Here is an 18,688-nt window from a genome sequence, read left to right on the forward strand (position 1 = left end):
AACAGAGAACAGAGAACAGAGAACAGAGAACAGAGAACAGAGAACAGAGAACAGAGAACAGAGAACAGAGAACAGAGAACAGAGCTTATATAAACACGTTCAAATATTGGAGTACGATTGAATTAAAATTTCGAACTAGAAAACAAAAAAATTCCTTCTATCGATACGACAAGAAGAAATTCTTTTTAATCTTTGGGATATTTTTTAAAGCTTGAACGCTTTTAAAATATGGTCGGAGCAGTAGGATTCGAACCTACGACCCCCTGGTCCCAAACCAGGTGCACTACCAGGCTGTGCTATGCTCCGAAATTGGGGTGAATGACGGGATTCGAACCCGCGACAACTGGAATCACAATCCAGGGCTCTACCAACTGAGCTACATCCACCATCAAATAGTTCTATGTACCAAGCTACCGAGTGGCGCGCCTGACAGGATTCGAACCTGTGACCATCCGCTTAGAAGGCGGATGCTCTATCCAACTGAGCTACAGGCGCTTAACCGATGATGCTTATCATGCGATACTTCGCCGATCTTAAAATATTATTTTAAGTGGTCGGAGCAGTAGGATTCGAACCTACGACCCCCTGGTCCCAAACCAGGTGCACTACCAGGCTGTGCTATGCTCCGATCTATCTCAGCTTTTGCTGTATCGCACATCGTGCGGTACGGTGTGCATTCTAGGCGTGACGCCCTCAGACGTCAACACCTATTGTCAAAAAAAGTTAAAAATCCTTATCAAATGTATATTTAACAAGCATTTTGAGGTTTTTTAACGCTTTAACGATGCACTAAAGGCTAACATTCGATCTAAAGGCATTTTGGCACGTTCAGCAAGCGCTGGATCAACGTGTATTTCCTGATCACCTTTTTGTAAAACTTCTAAAATTCCATCGAGTTCATTCATTGCCATCCATGGACAGTGAGCACATGAACGACAAGTTGCACCCTCACCTGCTGTTGGTGCTTCAACTAAAATCTTATTGGGTACCGCTTGCTGCATTTTGTAGAAAATACCACGGTCAGTTGCCACAATGAGTCTTTCATTTGGCAAAGTCTGCGCAGCTTTAATCAGTTGAGAAGTACTACCTACCGCATCTGCAATGTCTACAACCGACTCAGGCGATTCTGGATGTACCAATACAGCCGCATCAGGGTACAGTGCTTTCATGTTAGCAATGCCACGTGCACGGAATTCTTCATGCACAATACATGCGCCATCCCAAAGCAACATATCTGCACCAGTTTTCTTTTGAATATAGCGACCTAAGTGCTGATCTGGTGCCCAAATAATTTTTTCGCCTAAGCTATCTAGGTGTTCAACAATTTCTACAGCACAGCTTGAAGTCACCACCCAATCTGCACGTGCTTTAACAGCAGCCGATGTGTTGGCATAAACAACTACGGTGTGGTCAGGGTGCTGATCACAAAATGCTGTGAATTCGTCAACTGGACAGCCCAAATCGAGTGAACAGGTTGCCTCAAGTGTCGGCATTAAAATTGTTTTTTCAGGAGACAGGATTTTAGCTGTTTCTCCCATAAACTTTACACCAGCAACAACCAGTGTTGAGGCAGCATGATCTCGTCCGAAACGGGCCATTTCTAAAGAGTCAGAAACGCATCCACCTGTTTTTTCGGCAAGCTCCTGTACTTCAGGGTCGCAATAGTAATGAGCAACAAGGACAGCATCACGTTTTTTGAGCTCTGCTTCGATCTGTGCAAACTTTTGTTGTTTTGCTTCTTCACTTAAGCGATTGTCTTTTGGCTCACCTAAACGGTCTAAATGCGCTTGTACAATGTTTTTTGCATCGTTGGCAATTAAAGTCGCATCACTCATAAAACGTCTTCTCTATCCTTCATGCTGGCATACCTGCTCGCATATAACGTTACTGCTTAAATGATTTATGGATTGAATCATTTAATATCAAAAGTTGGGGCTAATAAAAAAGCCTCTTTGTCGAGGCTTGATTATAACTGATATTTAAGAACGGTAATCAGCATTAATTTTGACATAGTCGTAAGATAAGTCACAGGTATATACCGTGTCTTTGGCCTGACCACGTCCTAAATCAACACGAATGGTAATTTCAGTTTGAGCCATAACACGCGCGCCCGCTTCTTCGGTATAGTCCTCAGCTGCGCCGCCATCTTTACAGATTTGTACGTCGTCTAACCACACTTGAATTTTAGACACGTCTAGGTCTTTAACTCCTGCATAGCCAATCGCAGCTAAAATACGTCCCCAGTTCGGGTCCGATGCAAAAAGCGCAGTTTTGACAAGTGGTGAATGCGCAATGCTATAAGCAATGTCACAACATTCTTGAATATTTGCGCCACCTTCTACAGCTACAGTAATAAACTTCGTTGCGCCTTCGCCATCACGAACAATTAACTGTGCTAATCGATTCATTACACGAGCAAGTACTTCTAACACTTTAGTGTAGCGTGCATCACTGTCTGATGTAATTTCAGCGCCACCCGCCTGACCAGTTGCTACAAAAATACAAGAGTCATTTGTTGAGGTATCACCATCAATCGTAATACGGTTAAATGAATGCTCAACCGTTGTTTTTAGTAGTTTTTGTACTAAATCGCGGCTAATAGGCGCATCTGTCGCAACAAAGCTCAACATGGTTGCCATGTTCGGGCGAATCATTCCGGCGCCTTTACTAATACCTGTCATGGTATAAGTAATGCCATCAAGTTCAAATTGTTCAGATGCACCTTTAGGTACTGTGTCTGTAGTCATAATGCCAGATGCAGCATCATTCCAAGCCGCGTCTTGTACACTATTTAATGCAGGCTGAAGACCAGCAAGTAAACGTTCCATCGGAAGCTGTTCACCAATCACCCCCGTAGAAAACGGAAGGACTTCAAAGCTGTTTACCCCAGCAATCTCCGCCAATTTTGCACAAGTATCTTGAGCATTTTTCAAACCCGTAGGTCCAGTTCCTGCATTGGCATTACCTGTATTAATCACTAAATAACGAGGATTACCTTCGGCAAGATGAGCTTTAGAAACATGAACAGGCGCTGCACAAAATGCATTTTGAGTAAATACACCAGCAACATTTGAACCTTCTGCAAACTCAAAAATGACTAAATCTCGTCGGTTTTGGTAACGTACATATGCTTCTGTTGAGCCAATTTTTACACCTTTTACCACATGCATTTGTGGCATTGTTACGTCACCGACAGCCATTTTTAGAACATCCAAAGTTTGTTGAATAAGATCAATATTTCAAAAAAAGCGATGCCATGAAGCACTTTCTTCATGAAATATCATAGAGGACAGCTTAGTAGAAAAGTCTAAAAAAATCGAGCGCAAAAACGGCTCATTGTTGCTCTAGTTTTAATAAAATATCTTTCTTATCAAGCCCACCAGCAAAACCAACTAAAGCACCGCCCGCACCAATGACACGGTGACAAGGTGCAATAATTGAAATCGGGTTTTTGCCATTTGCCGCGCCCACTGCTCGCACCGCTTTTTCATTGCCAATCTGAACAGCAATATCTTTATAACTTCTTGTTTCACCATAAGGGATGGTCAGTAAAGCAGACCAGACCTGCTTTTGAAATACGGTTCCTTCGAAATCTAGTGGCAATGTAAACTCACGGCGTTTACCTTCAAAATATTCTTTTAATTGTTGTTCGGTCTTTAGTAAAACTGGATGCTCAAGCTGTTCGACTAGCTCGGCCAGTCGAACACGTTTTGGATTTTCATTGTTCCAGAGTATTGCCACCAAAGCATTTTCATTCGCAACCAGCTTTAATTGCCCAACAGGCGAATTGATATACTTATAAGACAGCAACATAGTTTTATTCTCTTAGGACGGCGATGAAATTTTCATTAGAACCAAACCTGACACAATCAATACAGCGGCAATCATTCGCATAGCGCCAACAGGCTCATGAAGAAAGAAAATACCGACTAGAAATGACCCAATTGCGCCAATTCCTGTCCAAACCGTATAGGCAGTGCCAAGGGGTAAAGTCTTCATTGAAATTGAAAGTAGAATTACGCTCAAAATCATAAAAACTACGGTAATAACACTAGGGGTTAAACGTGTAAAACCTTCGGACATTTTCATAGAATATGCCCAAATGATTTCAAATACACCTGCTAAAATTAAAATAGCCCAAGCCATAACATTCACTAATTTTTATAGTGTCAGGTCGTCCCGACATGATTACCCATTATGGGGGAGGTCGTTCCTCCTTTATGTGAGGACTCAGTTTACTTTAAAATAAAAAATGAAGGCAAACCCTATCTAAAGCTTGCCTGTCTTAGAAAATACTATTCGTTTTTTAACTGTAAAATTTTTCGTGCGCCATTTAAAACAAACAAGACAATAATTAATCCAATCATTAAATCAGGATAAGGAGAACCTGTAATGGCAACCAATATTCCCGCAACAATGACACCTAAATTGACGATGACATCATTTGCAGAAAAGATATAACTCGCCTTCATATGTGCCCCGCTCTCTTTATGGTCTCTCATTAAATAAAGGCAACTAATATTGGCCGCAAGAGCCAATCCGCCAATTAAAATCATGAGAATTGAAACGGGTTCACTGCCGTAAATAAAACGGCGCAACACATCAATTAACACAATTATAGCTAAGCCAAACTGGAACCATCCTGAAAGATGGGCAGCCTTTAATTGCGCATTTAGATTCTTACCTACCACAAATAAAGCAATGCCATAAATTGCAGCATCGGCAAACATATCGAGTGAATCGGCGATTAATCCTGTCGATGAAGCAATAATACCTGCCATAAACTCAATGACAAACATGACGCCATTAATGAGTAACAACCATTGTAAAACTTGCTTTTGTGACGCATTGGTTGAAGAACTACCTCGAACCTTTTTAGGTTTTTCAACAGGTTCATAATGTGGCTGCGTTTGTTGTAATTCTGCACCTAGTCCTAAACGTTGCAGGCTTAGGGTGATCTTTTCAGCTTGAACACTGTGATAAATCGCCAAATGCCGTGCTGGCAAGTCAAAATAAAGCTCTTGAATATCATTAATGTAAGAGGCCAAAGCCATCCGCACCATTTGCTCTTCAGCTGCACAATCCATGTGAGGGATATGATAATAACTCACCCATTGGCTGTTTTTAGGCACAGCTTCACTAGGTGTAGAATATTCCTGAGACGGCATGCTTGAGCACCCGCAGCTAGAGCTGGTTTTATTTAAATGTATTTGATTCTCTTGTTTTTCTAAAGCCATCTGTGCACCATAACTGACACAAAAAACAATGCCATCAGTATAAACCAATGGCATGTCATTAAGCTTAATTTTTGTTCTGCAATTAGAACTTAAGTGTTAACCCTGCTCCATAATACCAACCATGTTCAGAGTCGGTTCCAGTTTGCCAAGCAGTTTGTTTTAAACCTTTTTCATAGCCGTAACCCACATCAACAAATGGCATGACCTTTTTGTTGATTTCATAACGGGTTTGAAAACCAGCTTGTAAACTTGATAAACCTGTTTTACTGGCATAGCGAGATTCATCTTGCAAAACAACATCTGCTTTTAAATAAGGTTTACCAATTAACTTTTGGGTAAAGAGTAAGTCTCTTTCCGTTTCTAAACTTAGCTTCCATAGCTGGTCTTCACCTGCATAAAGATATGCATCGGTTTCAAAAAAGTAAGGTGCCATGCCATGCAAACCGACTACACCTGCCCAGCGATCTTGCTTTTCATCTTCCCGTTGTAAACGCTCGTAGTTTACCCCAGCCTGTACATCCCAATAGTCAGCTACATTTCGACTGTAAAGTACTGAACCGCCGTAATTAGCATCTTCTGACTCGGCTTTTTCAACATGAGCTTTGATGAATAATTTATTTTCATCAGTTCCCACCCAACTTTCTAATTCAGCAGAAAAACTGCCTTCTCCTTCCTCATTCTGAGTCCAGCCAGTATCAATTTTTGTTGCTTGATAGATCTGTCCACCATGTTCGCGTAAATGATCATGTGTTAAGGGTTCTTGTGCCAAAGCAAGAACCGATACACCAGAGAAAATACCGCAACATATCATTTGAGAAAATAACTTAGTGATGCGCATGACTCGCTCCTTTTTCCTTTTCAGATTGAACAGGTGCTTGAGATGCATCTACTGCTCCATCATTCACTTGAGCCACAATCAACTTATTCATCATCCCTGCACTCATGTGATAAAGCAGATGGCAATGAATCGCCCATTCTCCTAAAGCATCGGCTGTTAATAACGCAGTAACGGTCTTTCCTGGTGGAACAATAACAGTATGTTTATTTGGTAAGTTTTCAGCTTGTTGTCCATTTTCTAATTGCATGAACATGCCATGTAAATGCATTGGATGGGCCATCATGCTGTCATTCACGAACTTCAAACGAATACGTTCGCCATACTTAACTTGCAATGGCTCAGCTTCGCTAAATTTCTTGCCATTAATGGTCCAGATATAACGCTCCATGTTGCCGCCTAAACGAATAACAAGCTCTCGTTCTGGCGCACGTGTGTCTGGCTGAGGTGTTAAAGATTGCAAATCGCTATATTGCAGTGCCTTCATACCCTCTGGTGTCGAAGCATTTGCCCAGCCATAAACGGGCTCATCCTTTTTAGACTTATTCTCAGATTGCGCAGGCATCTCATGCTTCATATTCATCATGGCATGGTCATGTTCACTCGATGACATTGCCTGCATATCATGTTTCATTTCAGACATCGCTGACATGTCAGGCTTCATTTGCATCATAGAATGATCATGTTGGCCAGATGACATATTTTTCATGTCATGGCTCATGTTCATCATCGTATGATCATGATTAGTCTGGCTCTCTTCTTTTTTGATTTCAGGCATAGCCGACATGTCGTGTTGCATGTTCATTTGATGGCCAGCATGTTCATCACTCGCCCCATTGCCATGACTCATGCCCATATCATCCATGGTTAGCAAAGAACGTGGGCGTGGCTGCGGCATTTGAACTGACCCTACAGCTTGTGTATTTTCATTGTGCAAAGTCCCAATGGCAAAACCACTGCGGTCAATAGACTCTGCTTCAATCTGATAATTTGGCTGTTTAGGTTCTACAATTACATCGTAGGTTTCGGCTGTGCCAATACGAAACTCGTCAATTGCAACTGGTTTAACTGGCTGCCCATCTGCACTTACAACTGTCATTTTCAAATTTGGAATTCTGACATCAAAAAATGACATTGCCGATGCGTTAATAAACCGTAATCGAACCTTATCGCCAGCTTTAAAATTACCTGTCCAGTTTTGCTGTGGTGTCTTGCCATTAACCAAGAAGGTATAACCCGTCACATCAGACATATCGGTTTTTAACATCCGCATCTGATTCCACATCGAACGATCTTGCCAAGTTGCTTTTAAGCCTTGTGTTTTAACTTGCTTCAAAACATCAGATACGGTTTCACGGCGGTTTTGATAATACTCAGGAGATTTCTTCAAATTCTTCATAATGCTATCGCTAGAAGAATTATGAAAATCTGAAAGCATCACCACATAATCACGATCAGTTTTTTCATGTGCAGCTACAGGTATTTTCCCTTTTGGATAAATCACGAGCGGGCCATATAAACCATCTTGCTCTTGGCCTTTGCTATGGGCGTGATACCAATAAGTGCCGTTTTGTTTCACCTTAAAGCGGTAAACAAAATCTCCGTTTGGTGCGATTCCTTTAAAACCATTGAAACCCGGTACGCCATCCATTAACCCTGGTAGTAACAACCCATGCCAATGCAAAGATGTATCTTGATTCTTTAATTGGTTATGAACATGAATAACAGCCTCATCTCCTTCCTCAAACTCAAGGAGTGGTGCTGTAAACTTGCCATTTACGGTAATTCGTTTAAGCGGCTGACCCGTAACATTGACCTGTTGTTCATTAATATTAAGGTGATATTCCTTAATTGCCGCGAGAGTCCATGGTGAAACCAATAGACCAAATACAGCGACGAGGCTGCTAATTGTTTTATGAGACATTGCTGTAATCCTTTGAACTAAAAAAATAAGTAAGAAAGGATTAAGCTTTTGGAGGACGTAAAATTTCTTGCCAGTATCCGGCTAAATGCTGAGCCTGATAAATACTGCTAAATTGAGACGAGATTGGAATAAATTGCGAGTCAATATCTGGTACAGCTTGCTGTAATGCCAAATTCACAATTTGACAATGAATTGGGTTACAGTCCTGACAATGCTCACCATGTGAGTTAAGAGACTGTGTCATATTTTGATGACATACAGTCTGATCATCTGTTTGAACATGCATATTCTTATGCGAAGTTTTTTCACTATGACACGGCATAGTGTGAAGATCATGCTGCATAGGCATCTGAGCAACAGACATACCACTCCACCCAATGACCAAAGTCATTAGGAACACAAACCAAGCATACTTGCGTAAGTGTCGTAGAGCCATTGTGGTTTATCGCCTAGAGCCGATGAGTAATCTTAACCCCATTAGCATAACCAAGTTTTCAAACAGATACAATTTTCAATCTTAACTGTTTGTTTTAAAGTAATTAAGCAAATGGTGGTTGATGCTGAAGGACTAAATCAATCACATCTAGTGCACCTTCTTGTTCATTACTTACAGTTGTATAAGGGGCTACTGCTTTCAAAGCTTCAACTGCATTTTCAACCGCAAATCCATAACCGACAGCTTTGATCATCTGGATATCATTATTGTTATCACCAATCGCAACCACTTGATCAGATTCAACCTGCCATTTTTGTAGCAATAGCTTCAAACCATGTGCTTTATGCTGGTCTGGAAGAATCAAATCGATAAAACCAAAACCACTTGAAACAGGAACTAATACTTTATCTGCAACAAAACTTTTTTTCTGAAAATGTTCAAAAATCGCAAAGCTTTCGTTTTCCTGAGCAGTAAAAGTAATTTTACATACCAAGTCATCTAGTGCATAAAAATCATCAATAACTGTTAGCTTTTCAAAGTATCTAGCGACTTTGGCATAGTCCTCTGCGTTCATGCTGCTATGCACATAAGCACTCTGTTTCCCACAGATTACCATGGTTGAAGTATATGAAGGGTCAATCGCTTTTAGAATTTCAATGAATTGTTGCTGACTTAAATGAGCAAAAGCTATTTCTTGCCCTGCGTCTACAACATGCGCGCCATTTTCTGCAATAAAAGCAATTTCATGACTAATTTCTGGAAAATAGGTAATTAGCTTTGCGAGTTGGTTACCACTGGCAACCACGAAATGAATATTATTTTGTTTAAGTTGTTCGTACTGTTTTAAAAAACGTGCTTTGTTGTACTGCTTCTTAGAATTAAGAAAAGTCCCATCCATATCTACCGCTAAAATGTTTATCGTCATTAATTATCTAAATCTCTTACTAAAATCTTATTAAAGCAAATTTAGCTTTATTTTTCATGACACTTTTACAGTTTTATACTTATCTATCTCTAAAAAAATTTCACACAGAGCCGTATCGTTTTTTGCACAGGTTATTTTTTAGCAAAGCTTAATAAAAAATCAGATAATAAAATATTCAACACGCATAAAAAAAGAACGCCAAAACGTTCTTTTTTCATACATTTCGCTTAGAGAATAAACGGTTGATCTAATTTTGTTTATTTTACCAACATCTTATACATACGGTTATCAACACAGTTATCCATATAGTTATAAACAAAGTTATCCACAAGCTTATTCTCAGTTCAATATACTTTTTTAAGCTTCTACACTGCCCACTTTCGCAAGCTCTGCACGCATTTGATCAATCACAACTTTATAATCTGGTTGACCAAAAATAGCTGAACCAGCAACAAACATATCTGCACCTGCTTCTGCAATTTCACGAATATTTGCAGGGCCAACACCACCATCAACTTCTAAACGAATATCGCGGCCACTTGCATCAATAATTTTACGAGCTTCACGCAATTTTTCTAAAGTCATTGGAATGAACTTTTGTCCACCAAAACCTGGGTTTACGCTCATTATTAAAATTTGATCAACTTTATCAAGCACGTAATCTAAATAGTGCAACGGCGTTGCTGGGTTAAAGACTAAACCTGCTTTAGCACCACCTGACTTAATCAACTGTAATGAACGATCGATGTGGTGAGACGCTTCTGGGTGGAACGTAATAATATCAGCACCAGCTTCCAAAAAGTCTCCAATAATTCGATCAACTGGAGATACCATTAGATGCACGTCAACAGGAGCTGTAATCCCATAATTTTTTAAAGCCTTACATACACCAGCACCAAAAGTTAAATTTGGAACGTAGTGATTATCCATCACATCAAAATGTACTACATCGGCACCTGCGACTAACACTTTGTCTACATCTTCGCCTAAACGAGCAAAATCGGCAGATAAAATAGAAGGAGCAATCAAGTAAGGCTTGGACATAGGTGGATGACCTGGCTAAAAATTTAAGGAGAGGCTGAAAATTATAACAAAAAAGAACCTACTTGGCCTGCCCTTCCTTGCTTAAATGACAACATTTCAAACTTGCAACGTAACGTTGCAACAATAGAATGCTAACGGCGAAACGAATTTGTTAAGGTACATTAAACCAATGTGAGGATTGATAATGAAAAGCACAACTCATCTATTAACAAACGATGGAAAACGCATTGCAAAACGTCTAGTTAATCATTGGAAGCACAAGTTTGAAGTACAAGAAACTGAACAAGATTTTAAAATCTTAATGCCTACAGCAACGATTACGCTTGCACCAGAAACAGAGCAGTTAAACGTTGCTATTGATAGCCAGTTAGATGACCACGATCACTTAGAAAAAGTGGTGCTTGATCATCTAAACCGTATGGCTCAACAAGAATTTCAGGTTGAATGGCAACACTAATTAGCCAGCGACCTTTTCTAATTGGATTGCATGGAACTGTAAATGCTCATCCATAAAGGTTTGAATAAAGTAATAACCATGATCATAGCCAGCATGTTGTCTTAAAGTTAAAGGCTGTCCTGCTTTTAAACATGCTTGCTTAAATTTTTCAGGGTGAAGTTGTTCATAAAATTGGTCATCTAATCCCTGATCAACCAAAATTTCGTCAAATACTGCACCATTTTTTAAGACTAAAGCTGTGGCATCATGAGCCAACCAGCTATTGCGATCTGCACCTAAATAATGACTAAAGGCTTTGTCTCCCCATGCACACTCTGTTGGTGCACAGATCGGAGCAAAAGCAGATACCGACTTAAACTTTTCAGGATATTTAAACGCTAAAGTTAATGCACCGTGGCCCCCCATTGAGTGTCCAAAGATACCAACTTGTTGAGCGTTTACAGGAATGCTTTTTAAAATGAGTGAATATAACTCATCAATTAAATAGCTTTCCATTTGATAATGCTCAGACCATGGCGCTTGCGTAGCATTAATATAAAAGCCCGCACCTTGACCTAAATCCCAGTTATCCCCTGCTGCAACTTGTTCTCCACGAGGAGAAGTGTCTGGGGTAATCAATATTAAGCTGAGTTGTGCTGCCATATGTTGCGCATGTGCTTTAATGGCAAAGGTTTCTTCAGTACACGTTAACCCAGCTAAGTAAAACAAAGTTGAGCAAGCTTTACCTTCTAGAGCTGCTGGTGGTAAATAAACACCAAACTTCGCTGGTCCTTTTAAATAAGAAGATTCAAATTGGTATATACGCTGCTCGCCCTCAAAGCAGCGGTTTTTTTGCAGGAGTTGCATCGTTTTTAGCCTCTGTTTTTGTTTGAGCAATATCTACACTACCTGTATTTTGCTGAGGAAATAGATACTTTTCCAATTGAGGTAGCATGAGTTCCATATTTTTACCAATCATCCACTGAGGCTCTGAAGGTTCAACACCTTGAGCCACTTCCCATTTGGTTACTGTTTGCTTAGCTGTGTTAAATGAATCTTTCATTGACGATTGCTCTCGCATAGCCAAATCAAAGAAAGCTCGTCCAAAATAGGTATAATCAGCTTCGTTATTACATCCAAAAGAAGTTTTATCAGCGGCAGATGCAGTAATAATTAAAGTATCAGGAGACTGTAAAGCAGGAATAAAGCTTCCTGAATAGCAAGCTGAGATAACAATCACACGCCAGCGAATACCAGATTTATCAAGTGTTTCACGCAGCCATTTAGGGTCTACTTGCCCTAAATCTAATGGTGCATTTTCAATTTCGAAGTGATTCTGTTCACCATGTGAAGTCATATATAAAAATAGGACATCACTATCACGGTTCATTTGCTGCCCCATGCGGCGTAGGGCTAACTCGATACTGGTTTTAGAAGCAATTGGAATTTCTGTACGGGTGTCTGGGTTATTGACCAACATCATCGAACGCCCAATCGTTCCAAAACGTGTATCAAACTGTTCTTTAATACGGACCACTTCCGATTTAAAAACATCTTGGTAACTATCGCCAGCAACACCTAAAAAATACCAATGACTTTTTGCCTGCTCGCCATATTGGACTTGCTCTAAAGAATCACTCAGCAATTTACTTTGTGCGTAAAAAGCATCTTCAGCAAATGTTGGAGCCGAATCTTCTACCTTCCAAATCGGTTGATCTTTTACAGAAAGTTGCCACACTACCATTGTCGCAATAGTCGCAACCATGACAAGTGCACGTTCCCACCAAGGCCACTTAAGTTCGCGTGAGAAAACCCAAATCACCGCTAAACTTTGCCACACAAACAAAGCTACAAATAAGCTCGGTAAAATTCCGTTATAAATAGCATCGGGAATAAAGTTGAGATAACCATTAGAACCCAAATACTGAATTAAACATTGAATTAATAAGATATTTGTATCTAGAACCAACCACAGTAAAGCAGGTACTAGCATTAAACGAGGTTGGTTGGTGCGCTGAGATAAGAAAATACCGACAATTAAGGCAATAAATGGCCAAAGTGCATAACCAATTAAACCTTGAGAATTGAAATCACCGATTTGACCAGCAACAAGCCAACTATACAGAGAGTTAGTACATCCCCCTAAAATTCCCCAAACAATAAGCTGAAGAATAGATGGATGTACAATTTGTAGAGAACGTCTTGATCCCAAAAACAGCCACATTCCGGCAATTTGGTTGCTTTTAAAATCATGCCAAAAGTTAATGGAGGGTTTAAGATCAATCATAAAAGGTTTTCAAAAATTTCGTTTTTGTCAGGCATCTTAAGTGTATGCCTGCTAAGAATTTTAGCAATCATGCTTTTGAACTATATCACATATATTTGTGCATTATTCAAGCAATAAAACCTAACCTTACATAAGCCTACTGAAAATACGCATCAAAACGACAAGCATCTCCTTGCCATTGATGAGCTGGCTCTTGATTCGCCAAGAAAATAGCATGGCGCGGTCGTTTAACGACTACACGTTTAGCAACTTTCTGGGCCAAAACCAGCAAATTATCACCTAAATCCATCTCACCATCTTCGGGTAAAAGTAGGTGTAAAAGCTGCATCTGTTTTTTTACTTGAGCTTGTTTTTTGATGGCTTGGTGATTCTGGTCACGCTGTGGAAACATCGGATCTAGATAAACCACATCAACCAGTTGAGCTGTTTGCTGTAACTGTTGTAAATAACTTGCAGAATCAGCAAAGATCAGTTGAATCCGATCCATAAACTGGCTTAAAAAGCTGTCTTGTTCAGCTTGTGCTTTTGCATCTTCAAGTAAGGTAAATAAAATTGGATGGCGCTCAACCAATTGTATTTGTGCGCCTAAATAAGCCATGAGTAAGCTGTCATGGCCTAAGCCTGCTGTAGCATCAACCAATATTGGTTTTTCACCTAACTGACAAGCCCGAGCAATCATTTCTGATTTAAGACTTGCACGTTTTAAACGGGAAATTTCGGCTTTCCAGTCGGGCTGCATTTTCATGCCATTTGCAGATAACCATAGCCCATTTTCATCCACACAAAGTGCCAACTCAGGATTTAAACGCAGAAAACGTGCATTCAGTTTTTCAACTAACTGCAAATCTACAGTCACACCTCTAGAACAAAGCACAGCTTGGTAGTGCTGTGCTTGTTGTTGAAAATCTACTTCAAAATATATGTGCATGATTCGCCTTTATTTTGCTTTACCCTGATCTGCTATTTTTTTCCATGCATCATCACGTAAATAAACTGGCAAAGCATGTTCAGCATCAACCCACTGCTTTTCTTCTGCATACACACGTGCAATAGAAGCAATGTCTTGTGCAGTTGCAGTGATTGTTTGATGATCTGCATCAGCTTGAAGTAACTTTGCGCCCGAACCAATTAAGCAGTGTTTTGCGTAAGCAGCAGCTGGCTCGTAGCCCATTAATTTTTCTTCATCAATACATTGCATAATTCCATGTTCATCTAGAACATAACTTGCAATGTAAACTTCGTTCATACGCGCATCGAGAACCGCAGTCACTTGTTTCAAACCTTCAAGTCGGTATGCCGCTTGAGCTAAAGCTTGCAAACTCGAAACAGGAATAACGGGTAAATCTTGTGACCATGCCAATGCCTGAGTCACAGCTGCATTAATGCGAACACCACTAAAAGAACCCGGCCCACGGCTAAAGGCAATCGCATCTAGACCAGCAACCTCAAGACCTGTTTGTTGTAGCCCCTGCTCAATCATGGGCAAAATGGTCTGGGTTTGTGCTTTCGCCCGCGTATCGAGTTGAAAAAACAGTTCTTGGGTTTCATCGACTAATGAAATAGAACACTGCTCATTTGCAGTTTCCAACGCCAGCAATTTCATGCACAACCTTAGTATTAAATCAGATTAAAAACGAGGGTTATGATACCCCACTCGGCTCTGATAGGCGAGTTGTTCTCTTTTAAAATAAAAATGCCAAGCTTGTGCTTGGCATAAAAATATTTTTCTAAAAAAGAGTTAAAAGTGGAATTCTTTTAAATCTGAATAGTTCTTAAAGTGTTCAGCATAATGCAATGCACTCAAACGTATTTTTGCAGCACCATCTTCATCTAAAGTTTTGACAATTTTGCCAGGTGACCCCATCACCACTGAATTATCTGGAATCACCTTCCCTTCAGGAATTAAAGCATTAGCACCGATAATACAATTTTTACCAATCACAGCCCGATTTAAAATTACGGCGTTCATACCAATCAAACTATTATCACCAATCGTACAACCATGCAGCATGACTTTATGGCCGACTGTGACATATTCACCAATGTTCAACTCAAGGTCCGCATCGGTATGTAGTACAGAATTTTCCTGAATATTAGAGAAATCGCCAATTCGAACTACACAGTTATCGGCACGAACTACAGCTCCAAACCAAATGCTGACCTGACGGCCTAATTCCACTTGTCCAATGAGCGTTGCTGTTGGAGCAACCCAACCATCCCATGGCTCATGTAAGGCTTTTGGGTGCTGTCCTTGATAGCTATACATCATAATTTATCAATCCTGATCATTTATTCTTATGAGAAAACTTTGGCATTCCAAAGGTTGGTGAGTTGAGTAAAAATGGCCAATCTTTTTGATAACCCAATCCATATTTAAACAGAGCAACTAACATACGAGCAGTTAAACCCCAAATAATTTCATTATCAATCTGTAAGCTTGGAAAATATAAAGACTGATGGGCATATCGAACTTCATAGGGTGTTGGACGCGTCTCGATCAGTTGCTGTAACGGGACAAAGAAAATTCGATCAATTTCGGTAGGCTGAGGTATTAAAGTCACCTCTGGAGGAATAAGTCCAACGATCGGTTTTACAGATAACCCACTTCTTGCACGCTGCATCGGCAAATCACCTAACAACTGCACATCGAACGGATTTAAAGCTGTCTCTTCCTGAGCTTCTCTTAACGCTACAACAATATTACTGGTATCACTAGGATCACGCTTTCCACCCGGAAAAGAAACTTCCCCCGCATGGTTGTTCATATGTATTGAACGGCGTGTAAGCAGTACCTTCGGATCATTTTCATTAGTAATTGCTATCAGTACTGCTGCTTGTGCTTCTTGTATGCGGGTGGAAAAGCGCAATCTTTGCTGTAACTTTTGTGTTAGCAAGTGCTCTTCCATACCATTCACCTATTATTCTATCTCTCTTTGCATCATATCTGAAAATCAAACTTAGGGAATAGAGTTGATGCGTAAGTCTAAAAATTCAGTTATGCTGAGTCATCTCTATACTCGATGATAATTATGAGTTTCTGTGTAGCGTGTGGGCATAAAACCGAACAAAAAATTCCTTTAGGTGATCATAAAGTACGCCGTGTTTGTACTCATTGTGGAAATATTCACTATGAAAACCCCAAAGTAATCTGCGGTGCCTTAGCGTTATGGGAAGACAAAGTATTACTCTGTCGTCGTGCGATTGAACCTCGTTATGGTTTATGGACTTTGCCTGCTGGCTATATGGAATTGTTCGAAACCATGGAGCAAGGTGCAGCACGCGAAACTCGTGAAGAAGCAGAAGCTGAGATAGAAATAGAACAACTGTACTGTATGTACAATATTCCGCGTATTGGTCAAATTTATGTACTTTTCAAAGCACAGCTGAAAGATGGCATTTTTGGTGCAGGTGAAGAAAGCATCGAGAGTCGTCTGTTTGAAGAGCATGAAATTCCATGGGGTGAACTTGCATTCCCTAGTGTTGAACACACTTTAAGACATTATTTTGAAGATCGTAAAAAACAAGTGTTCCCAACACATCTTGAAACTTTGGGTACTCGTTTAGACCATACGGGTTAATTATTTAGATAATAAAAAAGACCGCTAGGCGGTCTTTTTTATTTGTCTCTTATTCTTAAGGCTTAGTCTTAATCTGATAACAATCAGCCGTTCTAAGCGTCACAGTTCCTGCCATACGCTGACCTAGAGCCTTTTCAGCTTCAGTCGGAGCAGGTGAAATATCTTTAATATTATTATATACCTGTTGATAAAAAGCATATGGATTTAACCATGAAACTGTTTTGTTATCATAAGTAGTAAGGTTTGCACCACTGGTCTGCCCTTGCAATAGGTTAGCAACGTTAATTTTTGCACCACTTACAAGTAATGTTTGACTACCAGTTTGAGAAGTACTTTGAACTACATTTGAATTTAAGCCAGCGACAATACCATTTAAATTACCTAATTCAGGCACCGCAAAAATCATTCTCACAGTAATTGACTTATCATTGGTTGCTGATTCTGTTCCTCCAGTTGTACCAATTCTGTACTGCTGAACCCCATTGTTATCAATTAAACTTGTATTTGAAACTACTCCACATTGACCAGACATATCTGTCGCAGTAGCCTCAGGTTTAATATCTGTTCTAATATTCCCATTCTCATCAATGACAATACCCAAATCAATAGGTGCAATTCCTGCTGTATCAAATTTAAAGTTTAGAGTTGCATATAGGGGGAAAATATAAGTTTGGCCAGATTTGACGTTCTTAGCAGTTTTAAAAATCTGATTAGACAAATAGCTCGCAGGACTTACCTTATAAACATCCATAGAACCATTATAATTTTGGTTATCAACACTTTGTTTCCATAAAGCATACTGCTGAGGATTAGGGGTTTTAGTAGCCGTCAAAGCTAAATATGAGCTATCACGCCCTGCAATAAGTGAATCATTTAACAATTTACCTTGATAAATCACTAAATCCTCATTTGCATTACTAGAAGTTTTTAAACGAAATGGTTGTGTTGATTTAATTTCGGTTTGTATTGGATCAAGCCAAGTAGTCTGCGCATTTGCAATCATTTGGGTTGGTTTTGATTTCGTCAAAACATTTAATACTGCACTGATTGCTACCTGGCTTGTGATTGTACTTGTTCCTTTCCATTGCAAACCATAACCAAATGTATATCCTTGACGATCAGATAATAAGAATAAATTACCAAACACATGTTGGGTATTTGCCCCATTTTTCGAGCAATCCGCCAAATTAGTCAAATTACATCCGTAAAAGTTTTCAGAAATCAAATTAGGTGGAGCCAAAGTAATATAATCTGACTGATATAGTCCCACTAAACTTAAGTTTGCTAATTGTGTTACCAGTTCAAAAGCTTGCTCATCTGACACCTGACTTAAATCTAGCCAAGGTTTTAAAATATTGGCATAAGCCCCATTTTTCCATTCTGTAGCTGTAATATTTTGAACTAAAATATTTAAAGTATTCTTCTTATCATCGGTAAATTGTGTCGGCTGCAAATCACCAGCAATATTATCACTACGCTCTAAGCCAATGCTTTGAAAGAGTTTTACCAATGCCATTGCAACTCGGACTGTAGGATCATTTTGGCTAAGTGATGTTGGGGTCTGTCCAGTTAATCCAATCGCCATATCCATGATTTTCAAACGCGGTGGAACAGTCATCTGAATTTTTGAAACAGTGTCTAGCTTAACAGAGCCTAGTTCAATTTTTCTTATAGCTTTAGAATCTTGCAAATAAAAACTAGCTGTATCTCCAGCTTTACAAGATCCAATAACACTATTACCTGAAGCTTTGGTAACAAAGCTTAGATTCGCTGCACTACTACATGTAAAATTAATACCAGCAATTGGGTAATCTAAAGAAAATTGTAGACAATCATTACTTGTTATAGAACAACTTCCATTAGCTGTAGCCCCTCCTGATCCGTTTGTAGGATTCTCATTTATTGTGGAACTACCGCCACCACATCCATTTAGCATAATCGCTAATGTGGTTAGTGCAAAAGGCCATAAAACTTTTTTATTCATTA

General features: G+C 39.7%; 19 protein-coding genes and 4 tRNA genes. 2 read left to right on the forward strand and 21 right to left on the reverse strand.

The window, feature by feature from the left end:
* Positions 1-229: 229 nt before the first annotated feature.
* From AC1PJP_RS00175 to rpe, 14 genes are all read right to left on the reverse strand, one after another.
* Positions 230-306: transfer RNA gene (locus AC1PJP_RS00175), tRNA-Pro, on the reverse strand.
* A 4-nt stretch (positions 307-310) separates the two neighbouring features.
* Positions 311-386: transfer RNA gene (locus tag AC1PJP_RS00180), tRNA-His, on the reverse strand.
* Positions 387-418: 32 nt separating this feature from the next.
* A tRNA-Arg gene (locus AC1PJP_RS00185) sits at positions 419-495 on the reverse strand.
* Between the two features lie 56 nt (positions 496-551).
* Positions 552-628 (reverse strand) — tRNA-Pro (locus tag AC1PJP_RS00190).
* A 142-nt stretch (positions 629-770) separates the two neighbouring features.
* Positions 771-1,835, reverse strand: a complete 1,065-nt coding sequence (nadA, locus tag AC1PJP_RS00195; RefSeq protein ID WP_004794428.1) for a quinolinate synthase NadA — start codon at positions 1,833-1,835, stop codon at positions 771-773.
* A 144-nt stretch (positions 1,836-1,979) separates the two neighbouring features.
* Positions 1,980-3,200 (reverse strand): bifunctional glutamate N-acetyltransferase/amino-acid acetyltransferase ArgJ, encoded by a 1,221-nt coding sequence (argJ, locus tag AC1PJP_RS00200; RefSeq protein WP_479766337.1) that lies wholly within the window; start codon positions 3,198-3,200, stop codon positions 1,980-1,982.
* Positions 3,201-3,333: 133 nt separating this feature from the next.
* Positions 3,334-3,813 carry a methylated-DNA--[protein]-cysteine S-methyltransferase gene (locus AC1PJP_RS00205; protein ID WP_322006024.1) on the reverse strand — a complete coding sequence of 160 codons (480 nt, stop codon included), beginning with the start codon at positions 3,811-3,813 and terminating at the stop codon, positions 3,334-3,336.
* A 12-nt stretch (positions 3,814-3,825) separates the two neighbouring features.
* The gene (locus AC1PJP_RS00210; RefSeq protein ID WP_004794435.1) at positions 3,826-4,146 is read right to left on the reverse strand and encodes a DMT family transporter; all 321 of its coding nucleotides are present in this window, start codon (positions 4,144-4,146) and stop codon (positions 3,826-3,828) included.
* A 149-nt stretch (positions 4,147-4,295) separates the two neighbouring features.
* Positions 4,296-5,291 carry a cation efflux transmembrane domain-containing protein gene (locus tag AC1PJP_RS00215; protein WP_322006022.1) on the reverse strand — a complete coding sequence of 332 codons (996 nt, stop codon included), beginning with the start codon at positions 5,289-5,291 and terminating at the stop codon, positions 4,296-4,298.
* Between the two features lie 28 nt (positions 5,292-5,319).
* On the reverse strand, positions 5,320-6,075 hold the full coding sequence (locus tag AC1PJP_RS00220; protein ID WP_322006020.1) for a copper resistance protein B: 756 nt from the start codon (positions 6,073-6,075) through the stop codon (positions 5,320-5,322).
* Complete coding sequence (locus tag AC1PJP_RS00225; RefSeq protein ID WP_479766338.1) at positions 6,062-7,996, reverse strand: copper resistance system multicopper oxidase; 1,935 nt, start codon at positions 7,994-7,996, stop codon at positions 6,062-6,064. Before AC1PJP_RS00225 ends, AC1PJP_RS00220 begins: the two co-directional genes overlap by 14 nt.
* Before the next feature lie 40 nt (positions 7,997-8,036).
* Positions 8,037-8,432, reverse strand: coding sequence for a hypothetical protein (locus tag AC1PJP_RS00230; RefSeq protein ID WP_479752818.1), 396 nt, complete (start codon positions 8,430-8,432; stop codon positions 8,037-8,039).
* A 103-nt stretch (positions 8,433-8,535) separates the two neighbouring features.
* On the reverse strand, positions 8,536-9,357 hold the full coding sequence (locus AC1PJP_RS00235; protein WP_479766339.1) for a Cof-type HAD-IIB family hydrolase: 822 nt from the start codon (positions 9,355-9,357) through the stop codon (positions 8,536-8,538).
* A 357-nt stretch (positions 9,358-9,714) separates the two neighbouring features.
* Complete coding sequence (gene rpe / locus AC1PJP_RS00240) at positions 9,715-10,401, reverse strand: ribulose-phosphate 3-epimerase (protein WP_479766340.1); 687 nt, start codon at positions 10,399-10,401, stop codon at positions 9,715-9,717.
* Between the two features lie 184 nt (positions 10,402-10,585).
* Here rpe and AC1PJP_RS00245 point away from each other — a divergent pair, with 184 nt between their 5' ends.
* The gene (locus AC1PJP_RS00245) at positions 10,586-10,858 is read left to right on the forward strand and encodes a DUF2218 domain-containing protein (protein WP_000843452.1); all 273 of its coding nucleotides are present in this window, start codon (positions 10,586-10,588) and stop codon (positions 10,856-10,858) included.
* Here AC1PJP_RS00245 and fghA read toward each other — a convergent pair whose 3' ends face one another.
* From fghA to AC1PJP_RS00275, 6 genes are all read right to left on the reverse strand, one after another.
* Entirely contained in the window at positions 10,859-11,704 is an 846-nt protein-coding gene (gene fghA, locus AC1PJP_RS00250) for an S-formylglutathione hydrolase (protein WP_322006013.1), read from the reverse strand.
* Positions 11,673-13,124: a C13 family peptidase gene (locus AC1PJP_RS00255; protein ID WP_005302864.1), complete on the reverse strand. Its 1,452-nt coding sequence runs from the start codon at positions 13,122-13,124 to the stop codon at positions 11,673-11,675. The genes fghA and AC1PJP_RS00255 overlap by 32 nt, the downstream gene beginning before the upstream one ends.
* A 136-nt stretch (positions 13,125-13,260) precedes the next feature.
* A complete protein-coding gene (locus tag AC1PJP_RS00260; protein ID WP_252060452.1) occupies positions 13,261-14,052 on the reverse strand; it encodes a class I SAM-dependent methyltransferase in 792 nt (263 codons plus the stop codon).
* Between the two features lie 9 nt (positions 14,053-14,061).
* Positions 14,062-14,727, reverse strand: a complete 666-nt coding sequence (gene tsaB, locus AC1PJP_RS00265) for a tRNA (adenosine(37)-N6)-threonylcarbamoyltransferase complex dimerization subunit type 1 TsaB (RefSeq protein ID WP_005302860.1) — start codon at positions 14,725-14,727, stop codon at positions 14,062-14,064.
* Positions 14,728-14,862: 135 nt separating this feature from the next.
* Complete coding sequence (locus AC1PJP_RS00270) at positions 14,863-15,390, reverse strand: gamma carbonic anhydrase family protein (RefSeq protein ID WP_479766346.1); 528 nt, start codon at positions 15,388-15,390, stop codon at positions 14,863-14,865.
* A 19-nt stretch (positions 15,391-15,409) separates the two neighbouring features.
* Positions 15,410-16,039 carry a CoA pyrophosphatase gene (locus AC1PJP_RS00275; RefSeq protein ID WP_085942204.1) on the reverse strand — a complete coding sequence of 210 codons (630 nt, stop codon included), beginning with the start codon at positions 16,037-16,039 and terminating at the stop codon, positions 15,410-15,412.
* Between the two features lie 114 nt (positions 16,040-16,153).
* Here AC1PJP_RS00275 and AC1PJP_RS00280 point away from each other — a divergent pair, with 114 nt between their 5' ends.
* Positions 16,154-16,702, forward strand: a complete 549-nt coding sequence (locus AC1PJP_RS00280) for an NUDIX hydrolase (RefSeq protein ID WP_002115876.1) — start codon at positions 16,154-16,156, stop codon at positions 16,700-16,702.
* A 55-nt stretch (positions 16,703-16,757) separates the two neighbouring features.
* Here AC1PJP_RS00280 and filF read toward each other — a convergent pair whose 3' ends face one another.
* Positions 16,758-18,686, reverse strand: coding sequence for a putative pilus system protein FilF (gene filF / locus AC1PJP_RS00285; RefSeq protein WP_479766341.1), 1,929 nt, complete (start codon positions 18,684-18,686; stop codon positions 16,758-16,760).
* Between the last annotated feature and the right edge of the window lie 2 nt (positions 18,687-18,688).

The sequence above is a fragment of the Acinetobacter sp. V116_7 genome, assembly GCF_056735735.1.

Bases quoted from the DNA above. Each gene is read 5' to 3' on its own strand.
- nadA (WP_004794428.1), bottom strand. From the start codon at position 1,835: ATGAGTGATGCGACTTTAATTGCCAACGATGCAAAAAACATTGTACAA.
- argJ (WP_479766337.1), bottom strand. From the start codon at position 3,200: ATGGCTGTCGGTGACGTAACAATGCCACAAATGCATGTGGTAAAAGGT.
- AC1PJP_RS00205 (WP_322006024.1), bottom strand. From the start codon at position 3,813: ATGTTGCTGTCTTATAAGTATATCAATTCGCCTGTTGGGCAATTAAAG.
- AC1PJP_RS00210 (WP_004794435.1), bottom strand. From the start codon at position 4,146: ATGGCTTGGGCTATTTTAATTTTAGCAGGTGTATTTGAAATCATTTGG.
- AC1PJP_RS00215 (WP_322006022.1), bottom strand. From the start codon at position 5,291: ATGCCATTGGTTTATACTGATGGCATTGTTTTTTGTGTCAGTTATGGT.
- AC1PJP_RS00220 (WP_322006020.1), bottom strand. From the start codon at position 6,075: ATGCGCATCACTAAGTTATTTTCTCAAATGATATGTTGCGGTATTTTC.
- AC1PJP_RS00225 (WP_479766338.1), bottom strand. From the start codon at position 7,996: ATGTCTCATAAAACAATTAGCAGCCTCGTCGCTGTATTTGGTCTATTG.
- AC1PJP_RS00230 (WP_479752818.1), bottom strand. From the start codon at position 8,432: ATGGCTCTACGACACTTACGCAAGTATGCTTGGTTTGTGTTCCTAATG.
- AC1PJP_RS00235 (WP_479766339.1), bottom strand. From the start codon at position 9,357: ATGACGATAAACATTTTAGCGGTAGATATGGATGGGACTTTTCTTAAT.
- rpe (WP_479766340.1), bottom strand. From the start codon at position 10,401: ATGTCCAAGCCTTACTTGATTGCTCCTTCTATTTTATCTGCCGATTTT.
- AC1PJP_RS00245 (WP_000843452.1), top strand. From the start codon at position 10,586: ATGAAAAGCACAACTCATCTATTAACAAACGATGGAAAACGCATTGCA.
- fghA (WP_322006013.1), bottom strand. From the start codon at position 11,704: ATGCAACTCCTGCAAAAAAACCGCTGCTTTGAGGGCGAGCAGCGTATA.
- AC1PJP_RS00255 (WP_005302864.1), bottom strand. From the start codon at position 13,124: ATGATTGATCTTAAACCCTCCATTAACTTTTGGCATGATTTTAAAAGC.
- AC1PJP_RS00260 (WP_252060452.1), bottom strand. From the start codon at position 14,052: ATGCACATATATTTTGAAGTAGATTTTCAACAACAAGCACAGCACTAC.
- tsaB (WP_005302860.1), bottom strand. From the start codon at position 14,727: ATGAAATTGCTGGCGTTGGAAACTGCAAATGAGCAGTGTTCTATTTCA.
- AC1PJP_RS00270 (WP_479766346.1), bottom strand. From the start codon at position 15,390: ATGTATAGCTATCAAGGACAGCACCCAAAAGCCTTACATGAGCCATGG.
- AC1PJP_RS00280 (WP_002115876.1), top strand. From the start codon at position 16,154: ATGAGTTTCTGTGTAGCGTGTGGGCATAAAACCGAACAAAAAATTCCT.
- filF (WP_479766341.1), bottom strand. From the start codon at position 18,686: ATGAATAAAAAAGTTTTATGGCCTTTTGCACTAACCACATTAGCGATT.